The sequence below is a fragment of the Riemerella anatipestifer genome (genome assembly GCF_009670965.2).
Classification (GTDB): Bacteria; Bacteroidota; Bacteroidia; order Flavobacteriales; family Weeksellaceae; genus Riemerella; species Riemerella anatipestifer_B.
On the sequence record NZ_CP073239.1, the window covers coordinates 557,981 to 584,209 of the forward strand.

Below are 26,229 nucleotides of genomic sequence, written 5' to 3' on the forward strand. Positions count from 1 at the left end.
TTCTTCTAAATTCTAACTTCTAGTATCCAACCTCTATTAATTAGTAGTCTCGGGCAGGCTCGAACTGCCGACCTCTACATTATCAGTGTAGCGCTCTAACCAGCTGAGCTACGAGACTGTCTTAGATGTCAGAGTTTAGATTGTTAGAATTTAGATTCTCATCCTTATTTCTAACTTCCAACTTCTAGTTTCTAATCTCTTTCTTATCCCTGATACTAATCTTAGGGGTTATTTCTTTATATACCAACCAGTAAAAAAACCAAAGCTACTTTAAGTAAGCTTTCTTATTTTTGTTTATACTCCAAATGAGTCTCTAAAATGAGATGTTCCAGCCGCACCTTCCGGTACGGCTACCTTGTTACGACTTAGCCCTAGTTACTAGTTTTACCCTAGGCAGCTCCTTTTACGGTCACCGACTTCAGGTACCCCCAGCTTCCATGGCTTGACGGGCGGTGTGTACAAGGCCCGGGAACGTATTCACCGCGCCATGGCTGATGCGCGATTACTAGCGATTCCAGCTTCATAGAGTCGAGTTGCAGACTCCAATCCGAACTGAGACCGGCTTTCGAGATTTGCATCACTTCGCAGTGTAGCTGCCCTCTGTACCGGCCATTGTATCACGTGTGTGGCCCAAGGCGTAAGGGCCGTGATGATTTGACGTCATCCCCACCTTCCTCTCTACTTGCGTAGGCAGTCTCACTAGAGTCCCCAACTTAATGATGGCAACTAGTGACAGGGGTTGCGCTCGTTGCAGGACTTAACCTAACACCTCACGGCACGAGCTGACGACAACCATGCAGCACCTTGAAAATTGTCCGAAGAAAACCGTATTTCTACAGCTGTCAATTCCCATTTAAGCCTTGGTAAGGTTCCTCGCGTATCATCGAATTAAACCACATGATCCACCGCTTGTGCGGGCCCCCGTCAATTCCTTTGAGTTTCAACCTTGCGGTCGTACTCCCCAGGTGGCTAACTTATCACTTTCGCTTAGTCTCTGAACCCTAAAGCCCAAAAACGAGTTAGCATCGTTTACGGCGTGGACTACCAGGGTATCTAATCCTGTTCGCTCCCCACGCTTTCGTCCCTCAGCGTCAGTTATAACTTGGTAACCTGCCTTCGCAATCGGTGTTCTGAGTAATATCTATGCATTTCACCGCTACACTACTCATTCCAGCTACCTCAACTATACTCAAGACTAGCAGTATCAACGGCAGTTCTACAGTTAAGCTGTAGGCTTTCACCACTGACTTACTAGCCCGCCTGCGGACCCTTTAAACCCAATAAATCCGGATAACGCTCGCACCCTCCGTATTACCGCGGCTGCTGGCACGGAGTTAGCCGGTGCTTATTCGTACAGTACCTTCAGCTACCCTCACGAGGGTAGGTTTATCCCTGTACAAAAGAAGTTTACAACCCATAGGGCCGTCGTCCTTCACGCGGGATGGCTGGATCAGGCTTGCACCCATTGTCCAATATTCCTCACTGCTGCCTCCCGTAGGAGTCTGGTCCGTGTCTCAGTACCAGTGTGGGGGATCACCCTCTCAGGCCCCCTAAAGATCATTGACTTGGTGAGCCGTTACCTCACCAACTATCTAATCTTGCGCGTGCCCATCCTTATCCACCGGAGTTTTCAATATTAACTGATGCCAATCAATATATTATGGGGTATTAATCTTCCTTTCGAAAGGCTATCCCCCAGATAAGGGCAGGTTGCACACGTGTTCCGCACCCGTACGCCGCTCTCAAGTATCCGAAGATACTCTACCGCTCGGCTTGCATGTGTTAGGCCTCCCGCTAGCGTTCATCCTGAGCCAGGATCAAACTCTCCATTGTATATTTTTCCTGTCTCACTCAAAGTTTTGTTACGCTTTGGTTTTTTCCTTACTTGGTTGTTATAGTATCTTTCAATGTTCTCTATTCTTCTCGCTAAATCCCTCACTGATTACCTCAGTTCCGATTTGCGAGTGCAAAAGTAAAAAGTTTTTTTTAATTGACCAAATGTTTTTTGAAAAAATTTTTAAATATTTTTTCTCAACACCGCTAAACACCTCTCGCAACACTCCTCCTTATTCTTAAGGCTTATTACTACTAAGTATTTAATCTAATCAATCTACTCCTACTCTCTCGTATCGAGGCTGCAAAAATACATATTCTTCGGAATTAACTCCAAATGTTTTATATCCTTTTTTTATCCATAATATATAATCGATTGATATACAAAATGAAAAAATTTCCAATAGAATCTAGATGTATATAATCCACCTTATAATAATATATGACAATTTTTAGATTATAATCTAAGACTAAGTATAGTTTGCCAATGATTCTTTCAATTGGCTTTTAATAATATCTACAAAAGATTTTGGTTGTAGTACTTTTACTCTTTTACCATATGATAAAATTTCTTGCCAAAAATCGTAGGTAGGAACTAGAAATACACTGATGATGGTTTCTGTATCCGTTTCCTTCTCCACTTTTTGAGAATGATGTATAGGTAGTCTTTTAACATAACTACCCTGTTGCTTATCAAAAGAAAGGATTATTTTCTCGGGAGGTATTCCGTTAGGCAACACAATACCGAAGGAGTCTTTATAAAGGTTTTCTATGTCTATAATTTCAGGAACAAATGAGGAGGAAGATACTTCTAAATCGCTTATCCTATCTAAGCCATACGCTGTAATTTCTTTGGAAGTTTTACCATCGTCATAGGCTTGACCTAAGACATACCAACGGTATCTAAATTCTTTAAGAGCGTAAGGTTTTATTTTTTTCAGTTTGGGAATTTCATCATTATTCCATAAGCTATAATGTTTAAAGCTAATGATTTTATGTTTGTTAATTGCATTTAGTAAATCTTCAAGATTTTCGGTAATACCTCTAGGTGAACGATTTTCGAAGAGCAAAATATCTGCATTCTTTTTTGAGGAGCGGTACGCATTTAACAATAACAACGATTCAAAATATTCTTCTGGTTCTTCATCAGAAATAATATAGACTTTTTTATTTTTATCATAGCTAATATTTATTCCTGATAATTTTTCAATTAGTTTTTTATCTCTGAGGAAAGTACGATTGGTAAAACTTAAATCTAAATCTTCATTTATAAAGCGTTTGGATAAGTATTCAAAAATCTCTTGGTAAGACGCTCCTCTATCTTTTCGTCTTTTCAAAAATTCTTCTATATACTTTAGCCTAAATATTTGCTCAATTACCATAATAATTGTTTTTTACAAAAATACACTTTTAACACGACAAAATATGTCAGTATTAAAACATTTGGTCAATGGGTAGTTCGCAGTAGTTTTTTCGTCCGCAATTTTTACAGTGTAATCCCGTCCATACATCATCAAACTGTTGCATGGCATTTTGTACAAGTTCGGCTTCATTGGTAAGAATTCCTGCTTCAAAATTTCTATTCTGTTCGGATTTCATTCCCAATCCTGCTCCTGTAAGATTGGCAGAGCCGATATAAACTTCATTACAATCAAAAACCAATATTTTAAAATGAACTCTAGGGCAAGTGGCTTTTTCTAGATGTTCTATAAGTAGTGGGTATTTATCAAAATCGTTTTTGAAATTTCGTCTAGGCTCTTTTGCGAATAATAGCCTAACCTCAACATTTCTTTGTACCAACTTAGATAATCCTGCCAAAAAGGGTTGTGTGCCTTTAATGCCTTCCTTTATATAAAGGTCTTTTATGTCTGCTGTGCCTATCCAGAGGGAACGCCGAACATTTAAAGCTTTTTCTATAACTTGGTAATAGTGGTCTTCGTTTTTAATATAGGTTATCATAATTTATACATTGTTCTATTACTCAAGGTTTTCTATGAGGACATTCCATACAGGAGTGTCGTTTTCTGTGTGGATATTGTATTGTCCATTGCAAAAATCTGGGCGTACCCATTTAGCGATAAAATCCACTTCGTCCTTTCTTTCCATTCTATATACCATACCTTCTGGCAGTTCTACGCTTTCTATCGTGGGTGTTTTTTGGTTCAGTATCGGAATTAAAAGTTCAGTAGAAATGGCGTCGCCTTTATGGAGTAGTCTTGGACTGTTCAGTTCGTAGTGGTTCAGTTTTTCTAATAGATTGTTTTGTGTCCAACGCTTATTTTCGGGGCTAAAATAGTCAAAAAAAACGATAGGTTCGGTATTTATTTTATAGCGTATGCCATGGGCTTGTGTAAGCCATTCGCCCACGACTCTTTCGCCCTCTTGGAGCATAGATTCAAAGGTTGCTTTTCGTCTTTCTACCCATAAGGCAAACAGTTGATGTTGTTTAAACCTACTGTCTTTTGCCAGTCTTCCAGAGCGTGTTAGTGCCAGTATTTGGTTATTCCATTTAATGATTCCCACATTAGAGCCATCGTATTTCTCGTGTACAAATACGGTATCCCAAGCATCTCTTTTCTTTTCGGTTAAAAGTCGTACCTGCCCAGCACCTATATGGTGGTCGCCTGTTCCGAGTTTAGAATTAGGGAAATGCCCTATGGAACCGTAGTTTTTGATGTTAAAAGTTTTCATATATTGTATTTTGATACAAAGAAAAGGATTAAAGCAGACGGAATATGTCGTAGTGAAATATTTAATTTAACGGTCAGATTTTGTCACCACCATTATTTACCTTTGCTAAAAATTATATTATGAAAAACGAAATAAAGTTTCAGCCATTTGTTGGCAAGTCTTATCATAAAAACCCGTTTAAAATTTTAGTTTTAGGAGAAAGCCACTATTTTGGTGATGAAGATTTAAAAGCATTTATTGAAGGGAATACTTCTAAAATCAATGGTGTAACCCAAGAGGTGGTACAGCGATTTATAGCCTATAAAAACGGTAGTGGCTCGTTTGAAACTTGGATGAATACTTTTACTAGATTTTCTAACCTGTTATCTAGGAAGAAGCTTGATGATTTGGAGACTGTGGAAGTATGGCAAAATTTAGCGTTTTATAATTTCGTACAGTTCCCTATGGGCGGTCCTCGTGAAACTCCAACCACAGAAGAGTTTATAAAAAGTGAGCCTGCTTTTAAAGAAATATTAAAGAAACTACAACCTCATCTGATTATATTCTGGGGACACCGCTTATGGAATAATTTCCCTAAAAAGGCTTACTATAAAAAAGGTAATCTCCACTTATTATCTTATGAGTGCGATTACCCCATTTTTGTAGTGCCACACCCAAGTAGCCAACCTAAAAATACTAATGAAAAGTATGAGGAACTAAAAGCGTATATGAAAATGTTATAAGTTCTACATCATTTATACTCGAAACACTTCCGTAGTTACACTAATAGGTTCTTATAATTAGTGCCTCTTATATTCGTTTTTTAATAACTCTCGCTTAATTATTAGATTTTTCTATTTAATAACCTTTGGGTAGTATTTACTTACCCAAAGGTTAATATTATTGTTTATTTTTCTAAGAGCTGAATAACTTAACTATTAGTGTTCCTAATAAAACAATAAGCAATATCATAATGACCCCAAAAATAATGGCTATCCATTTAAACAACTTAACGATATTGGCTAGATGAGTATTATAACCTCGCCAGTAGGATTCTATAAGATTAAGACCTCCAGCTAAGACTACTAAAACATCATCCACCCAACCAACCACAGGAACATCTGGAATAGCATCTATTGGGCTAATAACATATAACATAGATAACACCAATAGCACCCACTGAGGAATATGATAATTAGGCTTAGTTAGATTGGCAGGTAACTGCGTATTGGATATGTTTTGTTTTTTCATTTTAAACATTTTTTCAATTAATATACATAATTTCCATTTTCATCTGTAAAAACACCACTTATTTTACCTGCTGTAATTTGGTCATTATTTCTTTTGAAATGCCCATAAGCACCCCTTATATAATTATGTATATTCCTACCATTTTTTTCAACACCTAATATATTTGCTAACTCCGAAATTTTAATCGGTCTTTTAGCATTTAAAGCAATATCTGCTATTTTGTTGTATAAATCTATTTGGTTCATTTTATTTTTTTACATGAAAGATAATTAAAATATAAACTCAATATCCACTTCTATTTCATTTACATTTTTAACACTATTTTTAACCTTAGAATTAAGTTCAAAAACAGGCGTTGCCGCTAAATTAAAAGCAAACTCACTCGCTCTTCTATATTCTGATGTTATAGTTGACTTTACTCTAGTTTTACTATTAAAAACACCTCCATCCCTAGAATCTCTTTCCCTCACTAAACTAACTAGCTCTGTTTCATGATAAAGATTAAGATTATCTATTCTTTTTTTTAACTCGTCTATGTTATTACACAAATTAAAATTATCACTTTTTTCGTATTCTTTACTAATTTCAATAGTACTAGTTAACTTTTTCTCTTCCTCTTTCTTGTATGATGAATCAATGTTTACCACCTTGTATTTTACCTCACCAGAAGCGTCCATTTCTCTTTCTTCTGATTTAAAGGAAGTAACTTTAACATTTATTGATTTTGCTCCAAGTAACCTCCCAAAATCCATATATAAGTTAAGTTTTTCTTTTAAAAAAAAACTCTCAATATTATCAATATCGCCATTTATATATGTATTTTCCTGATAGGGATGTTTATACAATACTGTTTGTAATCTTGGATTACCACCAATAATATGAAATTCATTTCTCACGTCTTCTAAATCAAACTCATATGATTTAACCGCTATATCAGAAGGTAAATTTTTAGTTTCTGAAAGATATGGATACCCTAATGCTATTTCATCTTCTTGAAATACTATAAGTTCTGGATTCTCTGTTTTCATATTTTTATCAATGGATTTTCTTAAAAAAATAATATAACACAACTATTCCCAAAACGATAGACATCCCCAAAAACAACTTGGATAGTCTATTTTTTAAAATTTCATTTGTCTTTATTTGTTCTATGATGTTTCGTATTTTGTCCTTTTCAATTTGCCTATCTAAAACTTCAGAATCTTTTTCTAAATAAGATAAAACAATATCTAAATTATCTTTTGCGTCTATCAAATAAGTGTAGTGAATTCTTCTGCCTACATTATCTTTATTCGTATAATAAGAACTTAGGTACAGACGATTATCTTTTACTTTTACTTTAACAAAATCGTCTTTGTATACTTGCTTAAAATCATCGTTATAAATAACTTTTTTCGCATGTTTTAAAACCTCATTTTTATCTGTAATTAACAGACCATTGTAAACTAGCAACTCATTAGTACTAGCGTCTTCTCGTTGTGAAATAAGTATTCTTTCCATATTATGCAAAAATTTTTTCTACTATTAGTTTTAACTCCTCATCTTTAGTTGTATCAATTAACAATACATTATCTTTAAAATTCTTATATTTCTTTTTTTCAATCAACTGTTTAAATTTTTTCAGAGCCTCTGTTTCGGAAATAGTCAATAAATCCTTATGCGTACCGAACAAAATTATTTTCTTTTTTCTACCTCCACTTTTTTTTGTATTTTCAAAATCCATAAATATTTGTAAAAACCTACTATTGCACTTTCTTTGATATTCTTCTTCATTCTCAAGATATTGTTTTATATTAAAGAAAAAGAAAATATACTGAGAATCTTCAATAAGTGAGGAATATTTTTCTCTATAAGTATCCATACCTCCCAAATCTGTGGCTTTTTTTATATTAATCTCAATCTCATTTTTAAGCCTAATAACAAAATCCTCATGAGTCTCCTCGTCTGTACTAACTCCCAAAAAAGGGATTCTTCTTAGATAGCTAAGAAATCTCGTTTTCCCTGCTTGGGGCATCCCTATAACACAGAGATTATCTCCATTTTTTGCATCTTTAAAGAAGTCTTTAAATAGAAAAAAAAATAATGCTACTACTCCTATTATAATTGGTATCATATAATTTTATTTTAATTATTAAATTTAATTACAACTTCACAATTTCCAAAAACTCTTTAGGTATAGTTCCGTTTAGAGTGTTTTTACCATACTTTGCATTCAGTGCATTTCTGATATCTTCCTGCATCGGGATTTGGCTATTGTTTTGGAAGAGCAACTCTATCCACATACCCGAGGCTACGGTTCCGTACTTTTTCTTTACTGTAACACGCCATAATACTGCCATAATCTTATTTTTTTATTGGTTTTGCTGAAAACAAAAAGGACACAGCACTTGCTTTTGTCCATATTATTCGGTTGGGTTCTGGTAAACCTGAGATGAAAATAGGAAAAAACAGCCTGCGTCCCTATAAAAGGGAGCAATCACGCCTTTGCCCATTATACTTCATCTTTTGTTTAAATGTACCAGATTTAACCGAATGAAATAATGGTAAGCACCTTATGCTCTATATATCGTTTTAATTATTATCTTTTCATAATTATCTTATGTTTTCACAACAAAGATAATATTTATTTTAAAACAGACCTATATACGCAGGCTAAAACCCTATATATCTGCAATATTACTACTTTATATCGTCAAAATATGTCGTTCTTGTTTTTTATTTTGAGTACACATCCTTTTTTAATTGTTCAAAAAAAAGCCCGATGACCATCGCACCGAGCTTAAAGAATTTCTCTATTTATGAATTTAAAATTTTACTTTCTTGTAATTTTAATATATACATAATAGGCTAGTACCATGCCTATGGTATCTGCTAAAAGGTCTAGCCACTCAGCAGAACGCCCAAGTGCCATAACTTGCTGAAAAATTTCGGTAAGAATAGCGTAAGCAACAAGGATAAAATAGTAGGTATATACACTAGCCTTGGGATACGCCCAACGAAATAGAAAACCTAACACGAAAAACATACTAAAATGAACTACTTTATCTATCCCTTGAAATAGGAACCAATAGTCTTTATGCTCTCCCACAGGTTTGAGAAGGACATAAGTAAGTAATGCCCAATAAATGGGCATTACTATTTTTATAATATGGTGGTATTTTTTAACCAATGACTTCTTGATATTGTTCAGAAGATAATAGTTCTGATTGGTCAACGCCTTCTGCAATTTCTAGTTTTATAATCCAACCTTTTCCGTAAGGATCTGTGTTTACCAATTCTGGCTCATCTTCTAACGCTTCGTTGAACTCCACTACTTTTCCTGATAATGGTAAATAAAGGTCTGAAACCGTTTTAACCGCTTCTACGCTACCGAAAACTTCACCTGAATTTAGAGTTTCGTCTATGCTATCCACATCTACAAAAACAATATCGCCTAGCTCAGACTGTGCAAAATCTGTAATGCCGACTGTAGCTATATTACCTTCAACTTTTACCCATTCGTGGTCTTTAGTGTACTTTAGTTCTGCTGGTGTATTCATTTTGTATATTTTATTTTTCTTCAAAAATAACTTAATTATATTATATGTTCAAAATTTTATAGAGTTTTTCAAACAAAGTATTTTAATCTTATGATTTAAAGAACTTTATTATTTATTATCTTTCTCTAATACCACACTAGCTCCTTGAACTTCTCCTCTCATAGGTGGTGATTTTTTGGTAATTTTAACCTTAATATGTGTAATCTGAGGATATTTAGTCAGAATAGTTTTAATAATGCGTCCTGCCACATGCTCTAACAATTTAGAGCTAACACTCATCTCCTGATGTACTATATCATTAAGCTCCGCATAGCTGATGGTATCTTCCAAATTATCCGTTTGAGCTGCATTCCATAAATCCACATCACACTCTAAATTAACTAGATAATAAGTCCCTACAACATTCTCTTCTGGCAAAACTCCATGGTAGGCATAGATTTTAATATCCTCTAAAATGATTTTTGACACCATAACTGTTTATTTTTGATAATTTACCAAAAGAGAATCGTCTTCTAATTCCACGATTGGATATTCATACTTAAGACTAAGGTAAACTTCTCTTAAAGTATCATAAAAATCTTCTTCCAAAGTACCTTTACTCACTTCCTTAGGTATCCAAAAAGTAGTGTTTGGGAATAGACCTTTAAGAACCCCTGCTTGGAACATCGTCCCTGAAAATAGAACTTTTGTCCATTTTCTTTCTTCTATTTTTTTTGCTATTTCTAAAAGATTGCCCGAAGCGTCTGATACTTTTTCTAAAAATACTGCCCCGTATAAACTATGAGCTAATATTGGGATTTGTTTTTCCTGTTTCAGCTTCAATATTTCTTCTTCTAAACGGTCATCTGCTGGCATCTGAAACTCTTGATATTTTAAAAAATCTGGAACTGGTAGATTAGTCTTGGTATTTTTTTTATTTTCTTCCATTAGTTTAAAAATTGATGAATCACTTGTTCTACTTCTTTCTGAGCTATGGATAAATCATCGTTAATGATAATTTTATCGAATTTATCTTGATAAGAAAGTTCCTCCGCTGCTTTATCTACTCTGATTTTAATGGTCGCCTCATCATCAGTTCCCCTAGAAATAAGTCTGTTTTTTAACTCCTCAATGCTTGGCGGTGCAATGAATATAGAAAGAGCTTTTTCTCCAAAAATATTTTTAAGATTAACACCTCCCACTACATCTACATCAAAAATAACGGTATTGCCCAATTTCCAAATACGCTCCACTTCCGATTTTAATGTGCCATAAAACTTATCCGTATAGACTTCTTCGTACTCGACAAAAGCTTCTTCTGAAATCAGTTGTTTAAACTTTTCTAAACTTAAAAAATGATAATCTTTACCATCTTGCTCTGCACCTCTCGGCTGTCTTGTCGTAGCAGATATAGAAAACTCCAAATTGGAAAATTTCTCTAAACAATACTTTACCAATGTGGTTTTACCACTCCCCGATGGTGCCGAAAATATAATAACTTTATCCAATGTTTTACCTTTTTATTATCGTTTACAATACATTAAGCGTTTGTTCTTTAATTTTTTCCAAATCGTCTTTCATCAATACTACCAATTTCTGAATTTCTGCGTGGTTAGCTTTAGAACCTAATGTATTGATTTCTCGCCCTATCTCTTGGGCTATAAAACCTAATTTCTTACCATTAAATTCATCTTGAAGCATCGTATCTTGATAGTATTTAAGATGCTGAACAAGTCTTACTTTTTCTTCTGAAACATCTAACTTTTCGGTGTAATAAGCCATCTCTTGGTAGAATCTAGTCTCATCTACATTCTCAAAATCTTGCAACGCTTTCTGATATTTTTCTTTAATATTAGCCAACCGTTCTGCCTCAAATGGTGTTACTTTTTCTAAATTCAGACCTATATTGGTAATGTTTTTTTGTAATTCTTCTTGCAGAGACAATCCTTCGGTTTTTCTAAACTCTGTAAAGCTATTGATGGCTTCTAATAATAATTTTTCTATAAAACTCCATTCCTCGTCTGACATTTCCTCGGCGTTGTAAGTTGTGGCATCAGGCAACCTCATCGCCATTTTTAGAAGTTCAAAGTCTGGTGTATCTTCTGAAACGACCTCTTTAAATTGAGCAATATAATTTTGAATTATCTCTTTATTTAGTACCAATTGGCTCTCTTTAACCAAATTTTCTACATTGATACAACAGTCAACCTTCCCTCTTAAAACCATTTCTGAGATTATTTTTTTTATCAGAAATTCTTTTTCTCTATATATTGAGGGCATTCTGAGATTGATGTCTAAACCTTTACTATTAACAGATTTAATATCTATACTTATTTTTTTATTCTCAAAAGTACCTTCGGCTCTCCCAAAGCCTGTCATAGATAATACCATATATAAAAGATGAATTGAAAAATTTTAATACTTACTTACCTTTATATTGAGGCTTCCTTTTTTCTAAAAAAGCTCTTATCCCTTCTTGAAAATCCCAAGTTTCTGCGGCGTCTTGCTGGAGAATACTCTCTAAGTCTAATTGTTCTGATAGGCTATTCTGATAAGATTTGTTAAAGGCTTTTTTTGTAAGCCCCAATGCCACAGTAGGCTGATGAGTAATATGTTCTAGGACTTGTAAAGATTGTTCCGAAAAAGTAACATCTGAAAAAACATCTGCCACCAAACCTCTTTCTAAGGACTCTTTAGCTGATAATTTCTTCCCTGTAAATGCCAAATAACTCGCTAAGGAACGCCCTAACAATTTAGGCAAATAGTATGTTCCTGCCGTATCTGGCACTAACCCTATGTTAGAAAAAGCTAATGAAAAATACGCTGACTCTGACGCCACTGCAAAATCACAGATGAGAGCTAACATTGCTCCTGCACCAACTGCAGGACCATTAACCAATGCAATTACTGGTTTTTTAGCATAAACAATAGCCTTCACTAACGGATTATAATAATCTATCACAATACTTTGGATAAAGCGTTCCTCATTGGCTTCTGCTTTATAATCTAAAGCCTCCTTTAAATTCTGACCAGAACAAAACGCCTTACCTTTGCCACTAATTGCAACACAGCGTACACTAGAATCTGCATCACAAGCTTTTACAAAGTGCAATAACTCTTCTAAAACAACCTTGTTAAGACTATTAAACGATTCTGGTTGATTGATATATGCGATTTGAAGCTTTCCTTCAAAATGGTTATCTACATCTATTAATTTGTACATAAAGTAAGTTTATTATTCCCAAAGATAAAAAAACTTCCACATATGAAAAAAGCTCATACACAGAAGTTTTATCAGTTAAGATTTTTAAAAATTTGTAATCAACCCTATCGTTGTAATTTTTCTCCGTAACTTAAATCCCCAGCATCTCCTAATCCTGGAGTAATGTAGCCTTTGTCCGTCAGTTTTTCATCCACTGCACCTACCCAAATATAGGCTTCTGGATATGCTTTTTGAAGAGTTTCTACGCCTTCTTTGCTCGCTATAGCGGCTACTATATGAATTTGTGAAGGATTACCATTAGTAAGTAAATCTTTAATAGCTTCGATTAGCGAAGCTCCTGTAGCTAGCATTGGGTCTGCCACAATAAGTGGTCGCCCCTCAATATTAGGACAAGTAAGATAATCTTGTTTTATACTAAAATAGTCATTAGCATCGTGCTTTCTATACGCTGCTACAAAACCACAATCTGCTTTATCAAAATAATTGAGCACGCCTTGAAACAGAGGCACACCCGCTCTCAAAATAGTTGTAATAACAGGTTGAGTTTCTATTTCTCTTGAAACAATTTTATCTAGTGGTGTGGTAATCTCTACTTCTTTATAAGGTAAATGTTTACTAATTTCAAAAGCGGCTATTTCGCCTACTCTTTCCATATTCCGACGAAACTTCATTCTGTCCGTTTGTACGGAAACATTTCTTAAATCGTTAATCCATTCTGTAACTAATGAAAACTCTTCTGATAATACTGTAAACATCTTATTTCTTACTTTTATTATGATACAAATTTCGGTATTTTTTAACAATAGACCTAGTAAGTTTCTCTATTTTTTATTCAATAATATGAAAAGCGAGAAGATAATAAATATCCTCTCGCTCTATCTTTTAGATTTAGAATTCTACTATTGATCTTTTAAAGCCGCTTTTACTTTAGAAGTTGGTAAGAAAATTTGGAATCCTACATTAAGTCCTAGGTTTCCGTTACCTGCTGTATTACCACCACCTGTTACGGTATCAAATTTTAATAAAGCATCTAAACTTACATTTTTAGTAATAAAATAAGAGTAACCAGCTCCTACACCTAAGTTAACACCATTAGTTGTACTTCCAGCACTGTTATTGATTCCACCGAAACCTACAGTACCTTCTGCGAAGAATCTACCATTTTTAAGTAAGCTTTCAATCTCATTACTTCCGAAGTAATATCTTGTAAATCCACCCAATGTCCAATTAGTGGTAGTACCAGTACCTCCTCCTGCACTAGCAACATCTAAACCTACCTGTGCACCTACAGCCCAATTGTCTTTCACAAAGTAACCCACTTGAGGCGTCAGATTTAAATTTACTCCATTGGTAAATCTCATTTTAGCTACCTGACCACCTACCATTCAGTTTCCTTCTTGAATCTGTGCGTTAGCCGTACCAAACAATCCTGCTGCAAATACCACAGCTCCTAAAAATAATTTTTTCATAAATATAGTTTAAATTAATTTATTATGCTAAGAACAATAATTATACCAAAACTCCTTTTATGACAATATTTCTTGTAATTCTAGCCACCTCATCTCTATTCTCTCTAACTCTTTGGCGTTTTTTTCTAACAATTCTGATAGACTAGCCACTTTCTCATAATCTGTCTCTCCGTTGAGCTGTGTGAGTATAGTTTCTCTTTCCTCTTCCAGCTTTGGTAATTGTTTTTCTATTTCTTCTAGTTCTCTCTGTTCTTTAAAAGATAGTTTTTTCTTAGGTAAAGGTTCTTTTCTTTCTGTCTGAGGAATTTCAACTTTTTCTTTTTCCTTATTATTTTGTTTTAGCTCTAAATCTTTAGCGGTTCTATATTCCGTAAAGTTGCCTGTAAAATCTCTTACTTTACCATCTCCCTCAAATGCCAAAACATGGTCTACCACTCTATCCATAAAGTATCTATCGTGAGATACTATAGCTAATGTACCTTGAAAGTTTTGTAAAAAGTTTTCCAAAACGCTTAAGGTAGGTAAATCCAAATCATTGGTAGGTTCATCAAAAATTAAAAAGTTAGGGTTTTGATACAACACATACATTAAATGTAACCTTCTCTTCTCTCCTCCAGAAAGTTTAGAAATGGGTGAGTACTGAGCTTGGTCATCAAATAAAAATAATCGTAAAAATTGTGACGCAGAAATAGTTCTACCATTGGCTAATGGAAAGTTTTCAGATATTTCTTTGATGAAATCAATTACTCTTTCGTCTTCCTTATAGGTAAGTCCTTTTTGAGAAAAATAGCCAAATTTTATAGTTTCTCCCGTTTCTATCTCTCCACTATCATAGTTTTCTAACCCTTGGATAATATTAAGCAGTGTGGATTTACCCGCTCCATTTTGCCCTACAATCCCCACCTTTTCGCCTCGCTGAAACTGATAAGAAAAATCCTTTAATATCACTTTATCATCATACTTTTTGTTGATATTTCTAAGCTCAAGAATCTTTTTGCCCAAACGCTCCATTTTAAAATCTAGCTCCAAACTGTCTTTTCTAGTATCTGTCTTAGCAACTTTTTCTGTTTCGTAGAAAGCCTCTATTCTACTTTTAGATTTTGTAGTTCGTGCTTTGGGCTGCCTTCTCATCCATTCCAATTCTTTGCGGTAAAGATTATTGGCTTTATCTATAGTAGATTGTAGATTTTCTTCCCTAATCATTTTATTTTCTAAATAAGTGGCATAACTCCCCTGATGAATGTATAGTTGCTGGTCTTCCATCTCCCAAATTACATCACAAACACTATCTAAAAAGTATCTATCGTGTGTTACTAGCAAAAGAGTAATCCTCGCTTTGGAAAGGTAATTTTCTAACCACTCCACCATATCCACATCTAAATGGTTGGTAGGCTCGTCCATAATCAAAAGCGTATGTTTATGCTCTGCCCTAGTTTCTGTAAGCAATTTTGCCAATGCAACTCTCTTTACTTGCCCTCCTGACAATGTTCCCATTTTGGCATTAAGGTCTGTAATTTTGAGCTGAAAGAGAATTTGTTTCATTTCATTTTCTAAATCCCACGCTTTATGAATTTCCATATCTGCGAGAGCCTGCTCAATAAACGCTGTATCCGTAGATTGTAAGGACAGATAGTAATTTCTAACGGCTTTTATGGGTTCTGAATCTAGCTTCATCATAAATTCTTCCACAGTATCCTCCGCATCAAAAGTAATTTCTTGGTCAAAAAGCACCACTTGTATATCTTTATTTACCAATACCGAACCACTATCAGGAATTTCTCTTCCTAAAATAATTTTTAGAAGAGTAGATTTCCCACTTCCATTTTTAGCAACAATGGCGATTTTATCTCCTTCATTGATGTTAAAAGAAATATCTTGAAATAGAGTTTTAATTCCGTAAGATTTGGTAAGATTTTCAGCAGTGATGTAATTCATTCTCTAGAAAATTGAAATTGAGTGCAAAGATAGCATAAAAAAACCGTTTCAGTTGGGCATTTCCCTTCTAAAACGGTTCTAAAAATAGTATGGAATATTCTACTAAAAGCTATACTTAATGGTAGTCCCTCCGAAGAAATAGGCTCTTGCTGGACCAGGATTAACATCGGTAGTTACCCCAACAGGATAGCCATTACCTAAATCAGTATCGCCTATCGCATTCCCTACAAATAGAAAGGTATAGTTGACTCTATTCGTTAAATTATTCCCTGCTACATAAGCGTCTAAACTCCACTTACCAAACTCCTTTTTATAACCTATCTTGGCATTGTATTGATGAAAACCTTTTACATTGATTTCGTTGGCAAAATCAGTATAAACATCACTTAAATAATTGAATGTATTTCTAACATAAAGTCCAAAACGCGTATCAAAATCTAACCCTAAGGAGTATTTTACCGAAGGTACACCTACCACCTTTTTACCTGAATAATCTTCACCTAACATACTAAAGGACTGATATTTAAAATCATATTTAGAAAGATTAAAATACGGTAACACTTTATTTATAAAATTATTAGATGTATAAGAATAGCCTAGACTCAACTCTAGTCCTCTATTGAACTGATTTCCTGTATTCCCCCAATAAGAGTACATATCTCCAGCACCATCGCTAGCCCAAAGCTGTGTTAGCTTATCTTGAACTCTGATATCAAACAAGGATATTTGATAATCAAATTTCGTTTTTCCTAGCAATCCGTGTACTGAAAAATCCCACATTTTAGCACGCTCTGCTTTGAGTAAATCATTAGTTTTTCCTGTAGCAGAAACAAATGCTGTGGAAGCTGTAGGTGCGTTATAACCCTCACTATAGCTTAAATTAAATAATTGATTCTTCCATTTTTTTTGTAATGCTATATGAGGGGTTAAAACCATAGAAAAATCTTTCTTGAATGACGCATCTTGTTTGTAGCCTTCTAACAGTCCAGGATAAGCCAACAAGTCTGTTCTATCATAACCTTGCTTATTGCCACTCACACCCAAAAGAAGAGATAAGTCTAAAGGTTGATAGGTTAATCTATTGGTAAGAAATACCGAAAAATTATAATTATCATACTTAAAATAAGTACCTCTTTTAGATAATGGTCGAGTCTGTAAATCTGGTTTATCCAAACTGCCGTCAAAACGATAATTAGAGATTAAAGCTCTAGAAATAAGATATTCTCCACCTGTTTCCATTTCATTTTTAAAATCTTCAGAAATAGGATAACTCCATTTTAGCTCAGACCTCACACCATAGCTTGGTTGTTGAGAGTTTTCTGCCGCTCCTGCAGCCGTTCGCTTAGTATCTAAATGATGATAAAATAAAGAGGTATTATAGGTAACATTAGGATTGATTTTCCACTGATGCCCTATAATAGTTCTGGTTGCAATGAAATGGTTTGCCGCATTTTTTCTTGCATAAGCTGCATTGCCAGGGTCTTTTCCATCGTAATAATCCTGAAGAGAAATCTGTCCTGTAACGCCTTCATAGGAATTGTTATGACTCGCATACACCATTAAACTATGAGTTTGTGCCAGTTTAAAATTCCCCATAAAGGCATAGTTATTTTTCCTAGTATTGCCTCTAGGACGGTAGCCATCACTCCCTATATGCCCATAGTTGAACATAATATTTGCGTTATCTGTTACAGTTTCTACCTTGGTATTAGACTGAAACAAACCAAACGAACCAAAAGCCAAAGATTCTGATAAATGAGTCCCTTTTTTAGTTTCTGGACGCATATAGAACCTCACGGCTCCACCTGTACCTCCACCATAAAGTGTAGAGGCAGGACCTTTAACGACCTCAATATTATTGATAAGAGAAAAATCTATATCTTCTAAAACAGTAACACCATCGGCATTAGTAATTGGTGCCGAATTGAGGTAAAACTTCACTCCCCAGTTATTGAATTTCTGGTCGTTACCATAACCTCTCAAAATAACTCTTTGCCCTCCAAATTGAGTTCTTTTTTCTACCTGAACTCCTGCCATTGTTCCTAGTGATTGCTCTATAAAGTGAGGATTATTTCTTTCCACTTCGTAAGCGGATATAATTTCTGTAGATTGGGCTTGTTTAAAAAACTCTCTCCTCTCTTGCTTTACTTTTTGCCTTGCACTTATGACAACACTGTCTACAACTTTTTCTTTTTCTACATTCTGTGCAATAGCTTTTGTTACTAATAAAAAAGTGATAAAAGTGGTTAATTTATTCATTATTATTCTCTTTTGATTAAAATGAAAATACCTTGGTAGGAAATAAACTCCTACCAAAGTATCAATTTTAAATACTATTTCTGCTAGATGTATCTACAAATGATTTTATTTCTATTCTGTAAATTTCTCTACTTAGCTTTTTATCCTTATAAACAATATAATATTTATTGAGATTTTCCTTATTAGTTTTATTTCCTTTATCAGGATAAGTCATTTCGGTTCTAGGGTAGGTATAGCTGGCTTCCAATAAATATCTATTGGTATCTCCTGTTTCTAAACATTTAACTTTAGTTGGCAATAAAGTTCCTCCCATTTCAAACCCTAGAAAATCTATATTTACCTTTTGAGAACTGTATAAAATAACTTTATAACTTTCTCCTCTCACCCCTTTGATTCCTCCAAACCATAAAGACTTTTCTGCAGATATAATTTCCATATTAACAGCTTTGTTTTCCTGAGATTTGCAGAAATAAAGTATCAGCAATAAAGATAATCTCAATAAATACTTCATTTTTTATTTGATGATTAGTGTTGATGTATAAAATACCTTCCCTTGACTCTCTGCACTAAGTACATAAGCACCCTTTGGAAGGTTTACATAAAATTCCACACCATTTTTTACACCATTTTGAGTGTATACTAATCTACCAGAGCCATCATATATTAAAACTTTAACATTATTATATTCCTGCTCATTAAACTGTAAATGAAGCTCTCCACGAGAAGGATTTGGATAAACTCTAGTATTATTTTTTAATGTATTTGTTTCCTTTGTGCTTAGCCCAACCTCTTCATTAACAGAAGTAAACACTCCTCTACCATAGGTAGAAGCTAATAATGTTTTGGTAGAAGGACGATAGTCTATATTTGTAACTCTTACATTACCAAGCCCATTAGAGTATTGCTCCCAAGTAGGTGTAGCCGATTGGAAATTAGTTGTTCCCCAAATACCCAACTCTGTACCCAATAAAACTTCATTGATGTTTTCTGGGTTCATAAACGCACATCTAACTGGTATATCTGGTAGATTGCCATGTTTATTGAGCCATGTTTGTCCACCGTCGGTAGTGTAATAAACTTTACTTACATCAGAGCCATAATTAGGTAGAGTTACTATTATATTATCTTCAGAAGTACCAAACTCTATATCTGATATACTTCCCACAAAAGGGGTTACCAATTTGGTTGAAGTAGGCTTAGTTGTATTTGCATTTACTACCTTGTAAAGATTACCAATATTTGACCCTACAAATAATTTTGTAGATGTTGTGGTATAAGGAGACACAGCTATTTTGCTCACTTCCTCTCCAGAGGCAGGTGTCCCCACTGTTACCGTTCCTTCAACTAATTTAAGAGGATTAGATTTTAAACCACTCACTCTATGAAGTTTAAGCCCTGCATTATAAGAGTAAAATATATCTAAGTTTTTATCTACCCCTATTTCATTTATAAAGTGTCCTGTTGTTTCTCTTTTTGTTTCTGTTGATAGTAAATAAACAAACTTATTAGTTGGGTAAGAGTAAAGGTAATGGTTATTATACACATATCCATTAATTACATACTGATTTTCGTCATCATAAGCTACCTGACCTCCATCACCACCAGTATACTCATAGGCTTCATAAAAATTATTAGACAATGGAGTCCCTGATAAAGCTTGAGTTCCATTATCTTGTGCTCCTGCTATAATCTCTTCATTAGCTGGATTAGCAACTGGATTTATAGCTGCATCATAAAACTGAGTTACATTATATCTTTTATTTCTCATTTCTATGCCTGTGCTAGCCCCAATCGCATTTTTATCTGAGGCAAAGTAAATACCTCCATCATTACCAAATAGAATTTGTGAACTATTAGCAGGATTGAACACTATAGCATGTTGATCTGCATGCATCGTAACTTTGTCTAATGCAATAGAAGAATGCCACTTCGTGAGTGTATTCCATGTTACAGCTCCATCAGTAGATTTATGAATATTGATACCTCCTGTATACACCACTTCATCATTATCAGGATCTGTTGCTATTACCAAATCATAAAAAGCTTGCCCTCTTGTAAAGTCATTGGCTTCTATTCCTGTATCAGGATCATCAGGTAAAGTTATAATAGCATTAGCATCATTAGTTGCTAACCAAGTTGTACCCCCATCAACTGTTTTAAGAATTCTTACAGGCTCTGTGTCTCCACCTCCTTCCATTAAAACATATGCTTTATTAGCGTCTTGTCTTGATAAAGCAAAGTTTACTCTAGAGTTAGGCAAAGAAGCATCATAAATATTAGTAAAATTGATACCATCTTCAGACTTGAATACTTTTCCTCCTGACAAAATACCACTACCAAACATTGACTGTCTAGTAGACACCCATACGGAGTTATCCACAGCAATTTCAATTTGCTGGATAGAGTACCCAATACTATCTCCTGCAATCAAACTACTTACTTTTGAGAAACTTTGTCCTCCATCTACAGATCTATACAAGCCCGCATCATAAAGCCCATGCCAGCCTTCATTATATCCTCCACTTACACCTACATAGACTTCAGATGCACCATTATTGTTTCTTACCTTAATGTCATTAATGTAAAAATTTCCTCTTCTCACATCTCCTGAATAGGATACAGGTTGAGTAAATATATTAGTCCATGTTTGGCCTCCATCTGTCGTTTTCCAAATCCCAGAACCTACATTATCATAAGTACAAGATTCTCCTGTACCTACATAAAAAGTATGAGTATCATTAGGATCAAAAGTCATACATACCACCGAGGTATTTTCCCAAAAATCATTTACAGGTGTCCACTCAGAATTTGGATCAGTAATATCATTATTTACCCATAAACCTCCCGAAACACCTCCTGCAAAAACTTTTTTACCCGTAGCATCATTAGGATCAAACATTATAGCTCTTGTTCTTCCTCCCACCTCATAAGGTCCTCTTTCTGTCCAAAGTTTATTATTAACAGAAGCCGACAATGTTTCTAAATTACTAGACGTACTAAGTAATCCTATCTCTTTTTTAGCACTAAACTTTCCTTTTCTCAGTTCTTGCCATACTTTTTTCAGCTGTTCTCTATTTACTTCTCCAGATAGTGGATTCATAGTAAGCTTATAATCTTGCTCAAAATATTTATTGGGCGGTATCTGACCATAAGAGTTTGAATTAGCACGACGTTTAGCTATTTCTTGACTGAACTTATTTAAATTTTTCTGAAGAGCAACTCTCTTCTCCACAGTTTTAGATTCCTGTGCATTAGCTATTAGCACTGTAAATGAACCTATAATGAGTAAATATTTTTTCATATATCTTCTTGTTAAAATACAAAGAATCTCACTCCAACTAAAGAGTGAGATTCTTTTTTTATTAAAGGTAATTTAACTTTATTACGCTTGAGGCGTATTGTTACCACCTAATACAAAAGGCTCAACCTCTTTAATTTCTCCAAACTGTTGCTCATAGTTAGCAATATTTTGCTGTAAAGCATTTAGAACTCTTTTAGCATGTAATGGTGCTAAAATTACCCTAGATCTTACTTTAGCTTGTTGAACACCTGGCATTAACTGAATGAAGTCTAAAACAAACTCAGATGGAGAATGGTTTACCAAAGCTAAGTTAGCATATACACCAGCTGCTACCATTTCGTTAAGTTCAATGTTAATGTTGTTTGGATCTTGGTTTTGATTGTTGTCCATAAAATTATTATTTAGTTATTATTTAGTTTGAAAGGTATAAAGATAATAAATATCTTCTACCTTTCAAACTGTTTTTTAAATTAGTTTAAGTCTTCAAATTCTTTGTTAGAACCTACGATAAAGTTTTGATAATCTTTAAGACCTGTTCCTGCAGGAATTCTGTGTCCTACAATTACATTTTCTTTAAGACCATTCAACTCATCTACTTTACCTGATACCGCTGCTTCGTTAAGCACCTTAGTAGTTTCTTGGAAAGATGCCGCAGACATAAATGACTTAGTTTGTAGAGCCGCTCTTGTGATACCTTGTAAAACTGGGTGTGCTGTAGCTGTAAGTGCTTCGCGAACTTCTACCAGTTTCAAGTCTTCTCTCTTAAGCTTAGAGTTTTCGTCTCTTAATTCTCTCGCTGTAATCATCTGACCTGCTTTAAGCACTTGAGAATCTCCTGGGTCGGTAACCACCTTCATACCAAACACTCTTTCGTTCTCTTCGATAAAGTCTTGCTTATGTTCTAGACTACCTTCTAAGAACTGAGTATCTCCACCATCTACAATCTCTACTTTCGTCATCATTTGGCGAACGATGATTTCAAAGTGCTTGTCATCAATCTTCACCCCTTGTAAACGGTATACCTCTTGGATTTCGTTTACCAGATATTCTTGTACCGCTGTAGGACCTTTAATTGCTAAAATATCATTAGGCGTTACAGAACCATCTGACAATGGAGAGCCTGCTCTTACGAAGTCGTTTTCTTGAACTAAGATTTGGTTAGATAACTTCACCAAGTATTTCTTAATTTCTCCTGATTTAGACTCTACGATAAGCTCACGGTTACCTCTCTTGATTTTTCCGTAAGATACTACTCCATCAATTTCGGTTACTACCGCAGGATTAGAAGGATTTCTAGCTTCGAAAAGTTCCGTTACTCTAGGAAGACCTCCCGTGATATCCCCTGCTTTTGCAGATTTTCTTGGGATTTTAATTAAAATCTTACCAGCTTTAATCTTCTCTCCATCATTTACCATTAAGTGAGCTCCCACAGGTAAGTTGTAAGATTTTTGCTCTACTCCTTTAGAATCTACCACTCTAAGGGTAGGTACCGCTTTTTTATTTCTAGATTCAGAGATTACTTTTTCTTCAAAGCCTGTCTGTTCGTCAATTTCTAATTGGAAAGACACTCCTTTGATAATATCTTCGTACTCTACCTTACCAGAAGTTTCAGCAATGATTACCGCGTTATACGGATCCCATCTTGCGATAAGGTCTCCTTTCTTCACTTTATCCCCTGGTTTCACAGAAAGTATTGAACCGTAAGGTAAGTTAGCCACCATAATAGGTGTTCTATTAGCATTATCTGCTACCAAACGGAATTCGGTAGAACGAGATACCACAATTTCAGCTTGGTTTCCTTCTTCATCTTCAGAAGTTACCGTTCTAATTTCGTCCATTTCTACGATACCATCTCTCTTAGCTACGATAGATGGATTTTCGGAAACGTTACCCGCTGTTCCCCCTTGGTGGAAGGTTCTCAAGGTAAGCTGTGTACCTGGCTCCCCGATAGACTGTGCTGCAATAACACCCACAGCTTCTCCCATATGAATCATCTTACCTGTAGCTAAGTTTCTACCGTAACATTTAGCACAGATACCTCTCTTAGATTCACAAGTTAAAGGTGAACGAACCTCCACAGACTCTATACCAGCCTCTTCTATCTTCTTAGCTAATTCTTCATCTATAAGAACATCAGCTTCTACGATTAACTCGTCTGTTTCTGGATCATATATATCATGTAAAGAAATTCTACCTAAAATTCTTTCAGATAATCTCTCTACTATTTCGTCATTCTTTTTAAGTGGTGTTACTTCTACACCTCTTAGTGTACCACAATCGTCTTCAGTAATGATAACATCTTGAGCTACATCTACCAACCTTCTCGTTAAGTAACCAGCGTCCGCCGTTTTAAGAGCCGTATCCGCAAGACCTTTACGAGCACCGTGAGTAGAGATAAAGTACTCAAGGATAGAAAGCCCCTCTTTAAAGTTAGCTACAATAGGGTTTTCGATAATCTCCGCACCTACTGAACCTGCTTTTTGAGGTTTTGCCATTAGACCACGCATACCTGATAACTGACGAATCTGCTCTTTAGAACCCCTCGCACCAGAATCTAGCATCATATATACAGAGTTGAAACCACCTTGATCGGTCTTCATTCTCTGCATAATCATTTCGGTAAGGTTAGCGTTAGTATTTGTCCAAACATCAATTACTTGGTTATAACGCTCAGTATCAGTGATAAGACCCATGTTATAGTTAGCCTTAATATCATCTACACTTTCTACCGCCGAAGCTATCATTTGTTTCTTCTCTTCTGGCACCACAATATCAGCTAAGCTGAACGATAGACCTCCTTTGAATGCGTTAGAGTATCCTAAGTCTTTCATTCTATCCAAGAACTGAACTGTAGTTGGGAAATCAGTTTCTGCTAAGATTCTACCAATTACATTTCTTAATGATTTCTTCGTTAAAAGTTCATTGATGAATCCTATTTGTTCAGGTACTATCTGATTGAATAAAATTCTACCAACAGTAGTTTCAATCAGTTTAGTTACTAATTCTCCGTTTTCATTTTTTACAGGAAGTTTACACTTAACTTTAGCATTAAGCGTTACTTGTCCTTCGTTGTAGGCGATTTCTGCTTCCTCTGGAGAGTAGAAAGTTAAACCTTCTCCCTTCACTTTATAATCCTCCGTAGAGTGAGCTTCTTTAGTCATAAAATAAAGCCCAAGTACCATGTCTTGAGAAGGTACCGTAATTGGAGAACCGTTAGCAGGGTTCAAGATATTCTGAGAACCTAACATTAAAAGTTGAGCCTCTAAAATAGCCTCTGGACCTAAAGGTAAGTGTACCGCCATCTGGTCACCATCAAAGTCAGCGTTGAATGCCGTAGTTACCAATGGATGTAATTGTATCGCTTTACCTTCAATCATTTTAGGTTGGAACGCCTGAATACCTAAACGGTGAAGCGTAGGAGCACGGTTAAGAAGTACTGGGTGACCTTTCATTACATTTTCTAGAATGTCGTACACCACAGGTTCTTTTCTATCTATAATTCTTTTCGCAGATTTTACCGTTTTTACGATACCTCTTTCTATTAGTTTTCTGATGATGAACGGCTTATAAAGCTCTGCCGCCATATCTTTAGGGATACCACACTCGTGTAATTGTAAAGTAGGACCTACCACAATTACCGAACGAGCAGAGTAGTCTACCCTTTTACCAAGTAAGTTCTGACGGAAACGCCCTTGCTTACCTTTTAATGAATCAGAAAGAGATTTCAATGGTCTGTTAGACTCAGATTTAACCGCAGAAGATTTTCTTGTATTATCAAATAAAGAATCTACCGCTTCTTGAAGCATACGCTTCTCGTTTCTTAAGATAACTTCAGGAGCTTTAATTTCTAGAAGTCTCTTAAGACGGTTGTTTCTGATAATTACTCTTCTGTAAAGGTCGTTAAGGTCCGATGTCGCAAAACGCCCACCATCTAGTGGTACTAATGGTCTTAACTCTGGTGGTATTACAGGAAGCACACGCATTACCATCCACTCTGGGCGGTTAATCATTCTCGTATTAGCATCTCTAAGAGCTTCTACTACTGATAATCTTTTAAGTGCTTCTGTTCTTCTTTGCTTAGATGTTTCGTTGTGAGCCTTGTGTCTTAAATCATAAGAAAGAGCATCTAAATCTATTCTCTTTAATAATTCTTCCACTGCTTCTGCTCCCATTTTAGCGATAAACTTATTAGGGTCAGAGTCATCTAAGTATTGATTTTCCGCAGGAAGTGTATCTAAAATATCTAGATATTCTTCCTCGGTTAAGAATTCCATTTCCTCGAAATCAGAACCATCTAATTTTTTAGCGATACCTTGCTGAATTACCACATATCTTTCGTAATAGATAATCATATCTAGCTTCTTAGATGGTAATCCTAGAAGATAACCTATCTTATTTGGTAAAGAACGGAAGTACCAAATATGAGCTACAGGAACTACCAAGTTGATGTGCCCTATACGCTCTCTACGCACTTTTTTCTCCGTTACTTCTACACCGCATCGGTCGCAGACAATGCCTTTATAACGGATACGCTTATATTTTCCACAAGCACACTCGTAATCCTTTACAGGACCGAATATTTTCTCACAGAAAAGCCCGTCTCTTTCAGGTTTGTGCGTTCTATAGTTAATGGTTTCTGGTTTTAATACTTCCCCTCTTGAATCTTGTAAAATAGACTCTGGTGAAGCTAAACCTATCGAGATTTTATTAAATCTACTTGTTTTATTTTTATTTGACATTTTGTTTCTTTTAAAGATTAAGAGAACCGAG

The 26,229-nt window shown here is 35.1% G+C and carries 24 protein-coding genes, 1 tRNA gene, 1 rRNA gene and 1 pseudogene; 1 reads left to right on the forward strand and 26 read right to left on the reverse strand.

Annotation, left to right across the window (positions count from 1 at the left end; genetic code table 11):
* Positions 1 to 44 precede the first annotated feature (44 nt).
* The 5 genes from D1J36_RS02605 to D1J36_RS02625 form a co-directional block, all read right to left on the reverse strand.
* Positions 45 to 118, reverse strand: a tRNA-Ile gene (locus tag D1J36_RS02605).
* 198 nt (positions 119 to 316) lie between these two features.
* Positions 317 to 1,833: ribosomal RNA gene (locus tag D1J36_RS02610) — 16S ribosomal RNA — on the reverse strand.
* 470 nt (positions 1,834 to 2,303) lie between these two features.
* A complete protein-coding gene (locus D1J36_RS02615) occupies positions 2,304 to 3,215 on the reverse strand; it encodes a WYL domain-containing protein (protein ID WP_154137880.1) in 912 nt (303 codons plus the stop codon).
* A gap of 52 nt (positions 3,216 to 3,267) precedes the next feature.
* Positions 3,268 to 3,792 (reverse strand): phospholipase D-like domain-containing protein, encoded by a 525-nt coding sequence (locus tag D1J36_RS02620; RefSeq protein WP_154137879.1) that lies wholly within the window; start codon positions 3,790 to 3,792, stop codon positions 3,268 to 3,270.
* 18 nt (positions 3,793 to 3,810) lie between these two features.
* Complete coding sequence (locus tag D1J36_RS02625) at positions 3,811 to 4,524, reverse strand: RNA ligase family protein (RefSeq protein WP_154137878.1); 714 nt, start codon at positions 4,522 to 4,524, stop codon at positions 3,811 to 3,813.
* A gap of 119 nt (positions 4,525 to 4,643) precedes the next feature.
* On the opposite strand from D1J36_RS02625, the gene D1J36_RS02630 reads away from it, so the two are divergent.
* Entirely contained in the window at positions 4,644 to 5,246 is a 603-nt protein-coding gene (locus tag D1J36_RS02630; protein ID WP_154137877.1) for a uracil-DNA glycosylase family protein, read from the forward strand.
* A gap of 172 nt (positions 5,247 to 5,418) precedes the next feature.
* Here D1J36_RS02630 and D1J36_RS02635 read toward each other — a convergent pair whose 3' ends face one another.
* The 21 genes and pseudogenes from D1J36_RS02635 to rpoC all read right to left on the reverse strand — a co-directional run bounded on the left by D1J36_RS02635 (position 5,419) and on the right by rpoC (position 26,198).
* Positions 5,419 to 5,754, reverse strand: coding sequence for a YkvA family protein (locus tag D1J36_RS02635; RefSeq protein ID WP_252339417.1), 336 nt, complete (start codon positions 5,752 to 5,754; stop codon positions 5,419 to 5,421).
* Positions 5,755 to 5,771: 17 nt separating this feature from the next.
* Positions 5,772 to 5,999 (reverse strand): hypothetical protein, encoded by a 228-nt coding sequence (locus D1J36_RS02640; RefSeq protein ID WP_064970830.1) that lies wholly within the window; start codon positions 5,997 to 5,999, stop codon positions 5,772 to 5,774.
* Positions 6,000 to 6,023: 24 nt separating this feature from the next.
* Positions 6,024 to 6,782: a hypothetical protein gene (locus D1J36_RS02645; RefSeq protein ID WP_014937404.1), complete on the reverse strand. Its 759-nt coding sequence runs from the start codon at positions 6,780 to 6,782 to the stop codon at positions 6,024 to 6,026.
* 7 nt (positions 6,783 to 6,789) lie between these two features.
* The gene (locus D1J36_RS02650) at positions 6,790 to 7,254 is read right to left on the reverse strand and encodes a hypothetical protein (RefSeq protein WP_154137875.1); all 465 of its coding nucleotides are present in this window, start codon (positions 7,252 to 7,254) and stop codon (positions 6,790 to 6,792) included.
* A gap of 1 nt (position 7,255) precedes the next feature.
* Positions 7,256 to 7,867, reverse strand: a complete 612-nt coding sequence (locus D1J36_RS02655; protein ID WP_154137874.1) for a GTPase domain-containing protein — start codon at positions 7,865 to 7,867, stop codon at positions 7,256 to 7,258.
* 28 nt (positions 7,868 to 7,895) lie between these two features.
* Positions 7,896 to 8,093, reverse strand: coding sequence for a hypothetical protein (locus tag D1J36_RS02660; RefSeq protein ID WP_004916839.1), 198 nt, complete (start codon positions 8,091 to 8,093; stop codon positions 7,896 to 7,898).
* Positions 8,094 to 8,566: 473 nt separating this feature from the next.
* On the reverse strand, positions 8,567 to 8,887 hold the full coding sequence (locus tag D1J36_RS02665) for a VanZ family protein (protein WP_154137873.1): 321 nt from the start codon (positions 8,885 to 8,887) through the stop codon (positions 8,567 to 8,569).
* 28 nt (positions 8,888 to 8,915) lie between these two features.
* On the reverse strand, positions 8,916 to 9,293 hold the full coding sequence (gene gcvH, locus D1J36_RS02670) for a glycine cleavage system protein GcvH (RefSeq protein WP_154137872.1): 378 nt from the start codon (positions 9,291 to 9,293) through the stop codon (positions 8,916 to 8,918).
* Positions 9,294 to 9,401: 108 nt separating this feature from the next.
* Positions 9,402 to 9,764: a dihydroneopterin aldolase gene (gene folB / locus D1J36_RS02675; RefSeq protein WP_154137871.1), complete on the reverse strand. Its 363-nt coding sequence runs from the start codon at positions 9,762 to 9,764 to the stop codon at positions 9,402 to 9,404.
* A 6-nt stretch (positions 9,765 to 9,770) separates the two neighbouring features.
* Positions 9,771 to 10,220, reverse strand: coding sequence for a quinolinate synthase NadA (gene nadA, locus D1J36_RS02680; protein WP_154137870.1), 450 nt, complete (start codon positions 10,218 to 10,220; stop codon positions 9,771 to 9,773).
* Positions 10,220 to 10,780 carry a guanylate kinase gene (gmk, locus tag D1J36_RS02685; RefSeq protein ID WP_154137869.1) on the reverse strand — a complete coding sequence of 187 codons (561 nt, stop codon included), beginning with the start codon at positions 10,778 to 10,780 and terminating at the stop codon, positions 10,220 to 10,222. Before gmk ends, nadA begins: the two co-directional genes overlap by 1 nt.
* A 22-nt stretch (positions 10,781 to 10,802) precedes the next feature.
* The gene (locus tag D1J36_RS02690; RefSeq protein WP_154137868.1) at positions 10,803 to 11,651 is read right to left on the reverse strand and encodes a YicC/YloC family endoribonuclease; all 849 of its coding nucleotides are present in this window, start codon (positions 11,649 to 11,651) and stop codon (positions 10,803 to 10,805) included.
* 43 nt (positions 11,652 to 11,694) lie between these two features.
* Entirely contained in the window at positions 11,695 to 12,495 is an 801-nt protein-coding gene (locus D1J36_RS02695; RefSeq protein WP_154137867.1) for an enoyl-CoA hydratase/isomerase family protein, read from the reverse strand.
* 104 nt (positions 12,496 to 12,599) lie between these two features.
* The gene (gene upp, locus D1J36_RS02700; RefSeq protein ID WP_064970840.1) at positions 12,600 to 13,250 is read right to left on the reverse strand and encodes a uracil phosphoribosyltransferase; all 651 of its coding nucleotides are present in this window, start codon (positions 13,248 to 13,250) and stop codon (positions 12,600 to 12,602) included.
* Positions 13,251 to 13,394: 144 nt separating this feature from the next.
* A pseudogene (locus tag D1J36_RS02705) lies at positions 13,395 to 13,964 on the reverse strand (hypothetical protein).
* A 57-nt stretch (positions 13,965 to 14,021) separates the two neighbouring features.
* Complete coding sequence (locus tag D1J36_RS02710; protein WP_154137866.1) at positions 14,022 to 15,899, reverse strand: ABC-F family ATP-binding cassette domain-containing protein; 1,878 nt, start codon at positions 15,897 to 15,899, stop codon at positions 14,022 to 14,024.
* Between the two features lie 102 nt (positions 15,900 to 16,001).
* Positions 16,002 to 18,158 carry a TonB-dependent receptor gene (locus D1J36_RS02715; protein WP_154137865.1) on the reverse strand — a complete coding sequence of 719 codons (2,157 nt, stop codon included), beginning with the start codon at positions 18,156 to 18,158 and terminating at the stop codon, positions 16,002 to 16,004.
* 67 nt (positions 18,159 to 18,225) lie between these two features.
* The gene (locus tag D1J36_RS02720) at positions 18,226 to 18,669 is read right to left on the reverse strand and encodes a hypothetical protein (RefSeq protein ID WP_154137864.1); all 444 of its coding nucleotides are present in this window, start codon (positions 18,667 to 18,669) and stop codon (positions 18,226 to 18,228) included.
* 3 nt (positions 18,670 to 18,672) lie between these two features.
* Positions 18,673 to 21,459 carry a T9SS type A sorting domain-containing protein gene (locus D1J36_RS02725; protein ID WP_154137863.1) on the reverse strand — a complete coding sequence of 929 codons (2,787 nt, stop codon included), beginning with the start codon at positions 21,457 to 21,459 and terminating at the stop codon, positions 18,673 to 18,675.
* A gap of 81 nt (positions 21,460 to 21,540) precedes the next feature.
* Complete coding sequence (locus tag D1J36_RS02730) at positions 21,541 to 21,849, reverse strand: DUF3467 domain-containing protein (RefSeq protein ID WP_004916801.1); 309 nt, start codon at positions 21,847 to 21,849, stop codon at positions 21,541 to 21,543.
* An 80-nt stretch (positions 21,850 to 21,929) separates the two neighbouring features.
* Positions 21,930 to 26,198 (reverse strand): DNA-directed RNA polymerase subunit beta', encoded by a 4,269-nt coding sequence (rpoC, locus tag D1J36_RS02735; RefSeq protein WP_154137862.1) that lies wholly within the window; start codon positions 26,196 to 26,198, stop codon positions 21,930 to 21,932.
* Positions 26,199 to 26,229 lie beyond the last annotated feature (31 nt).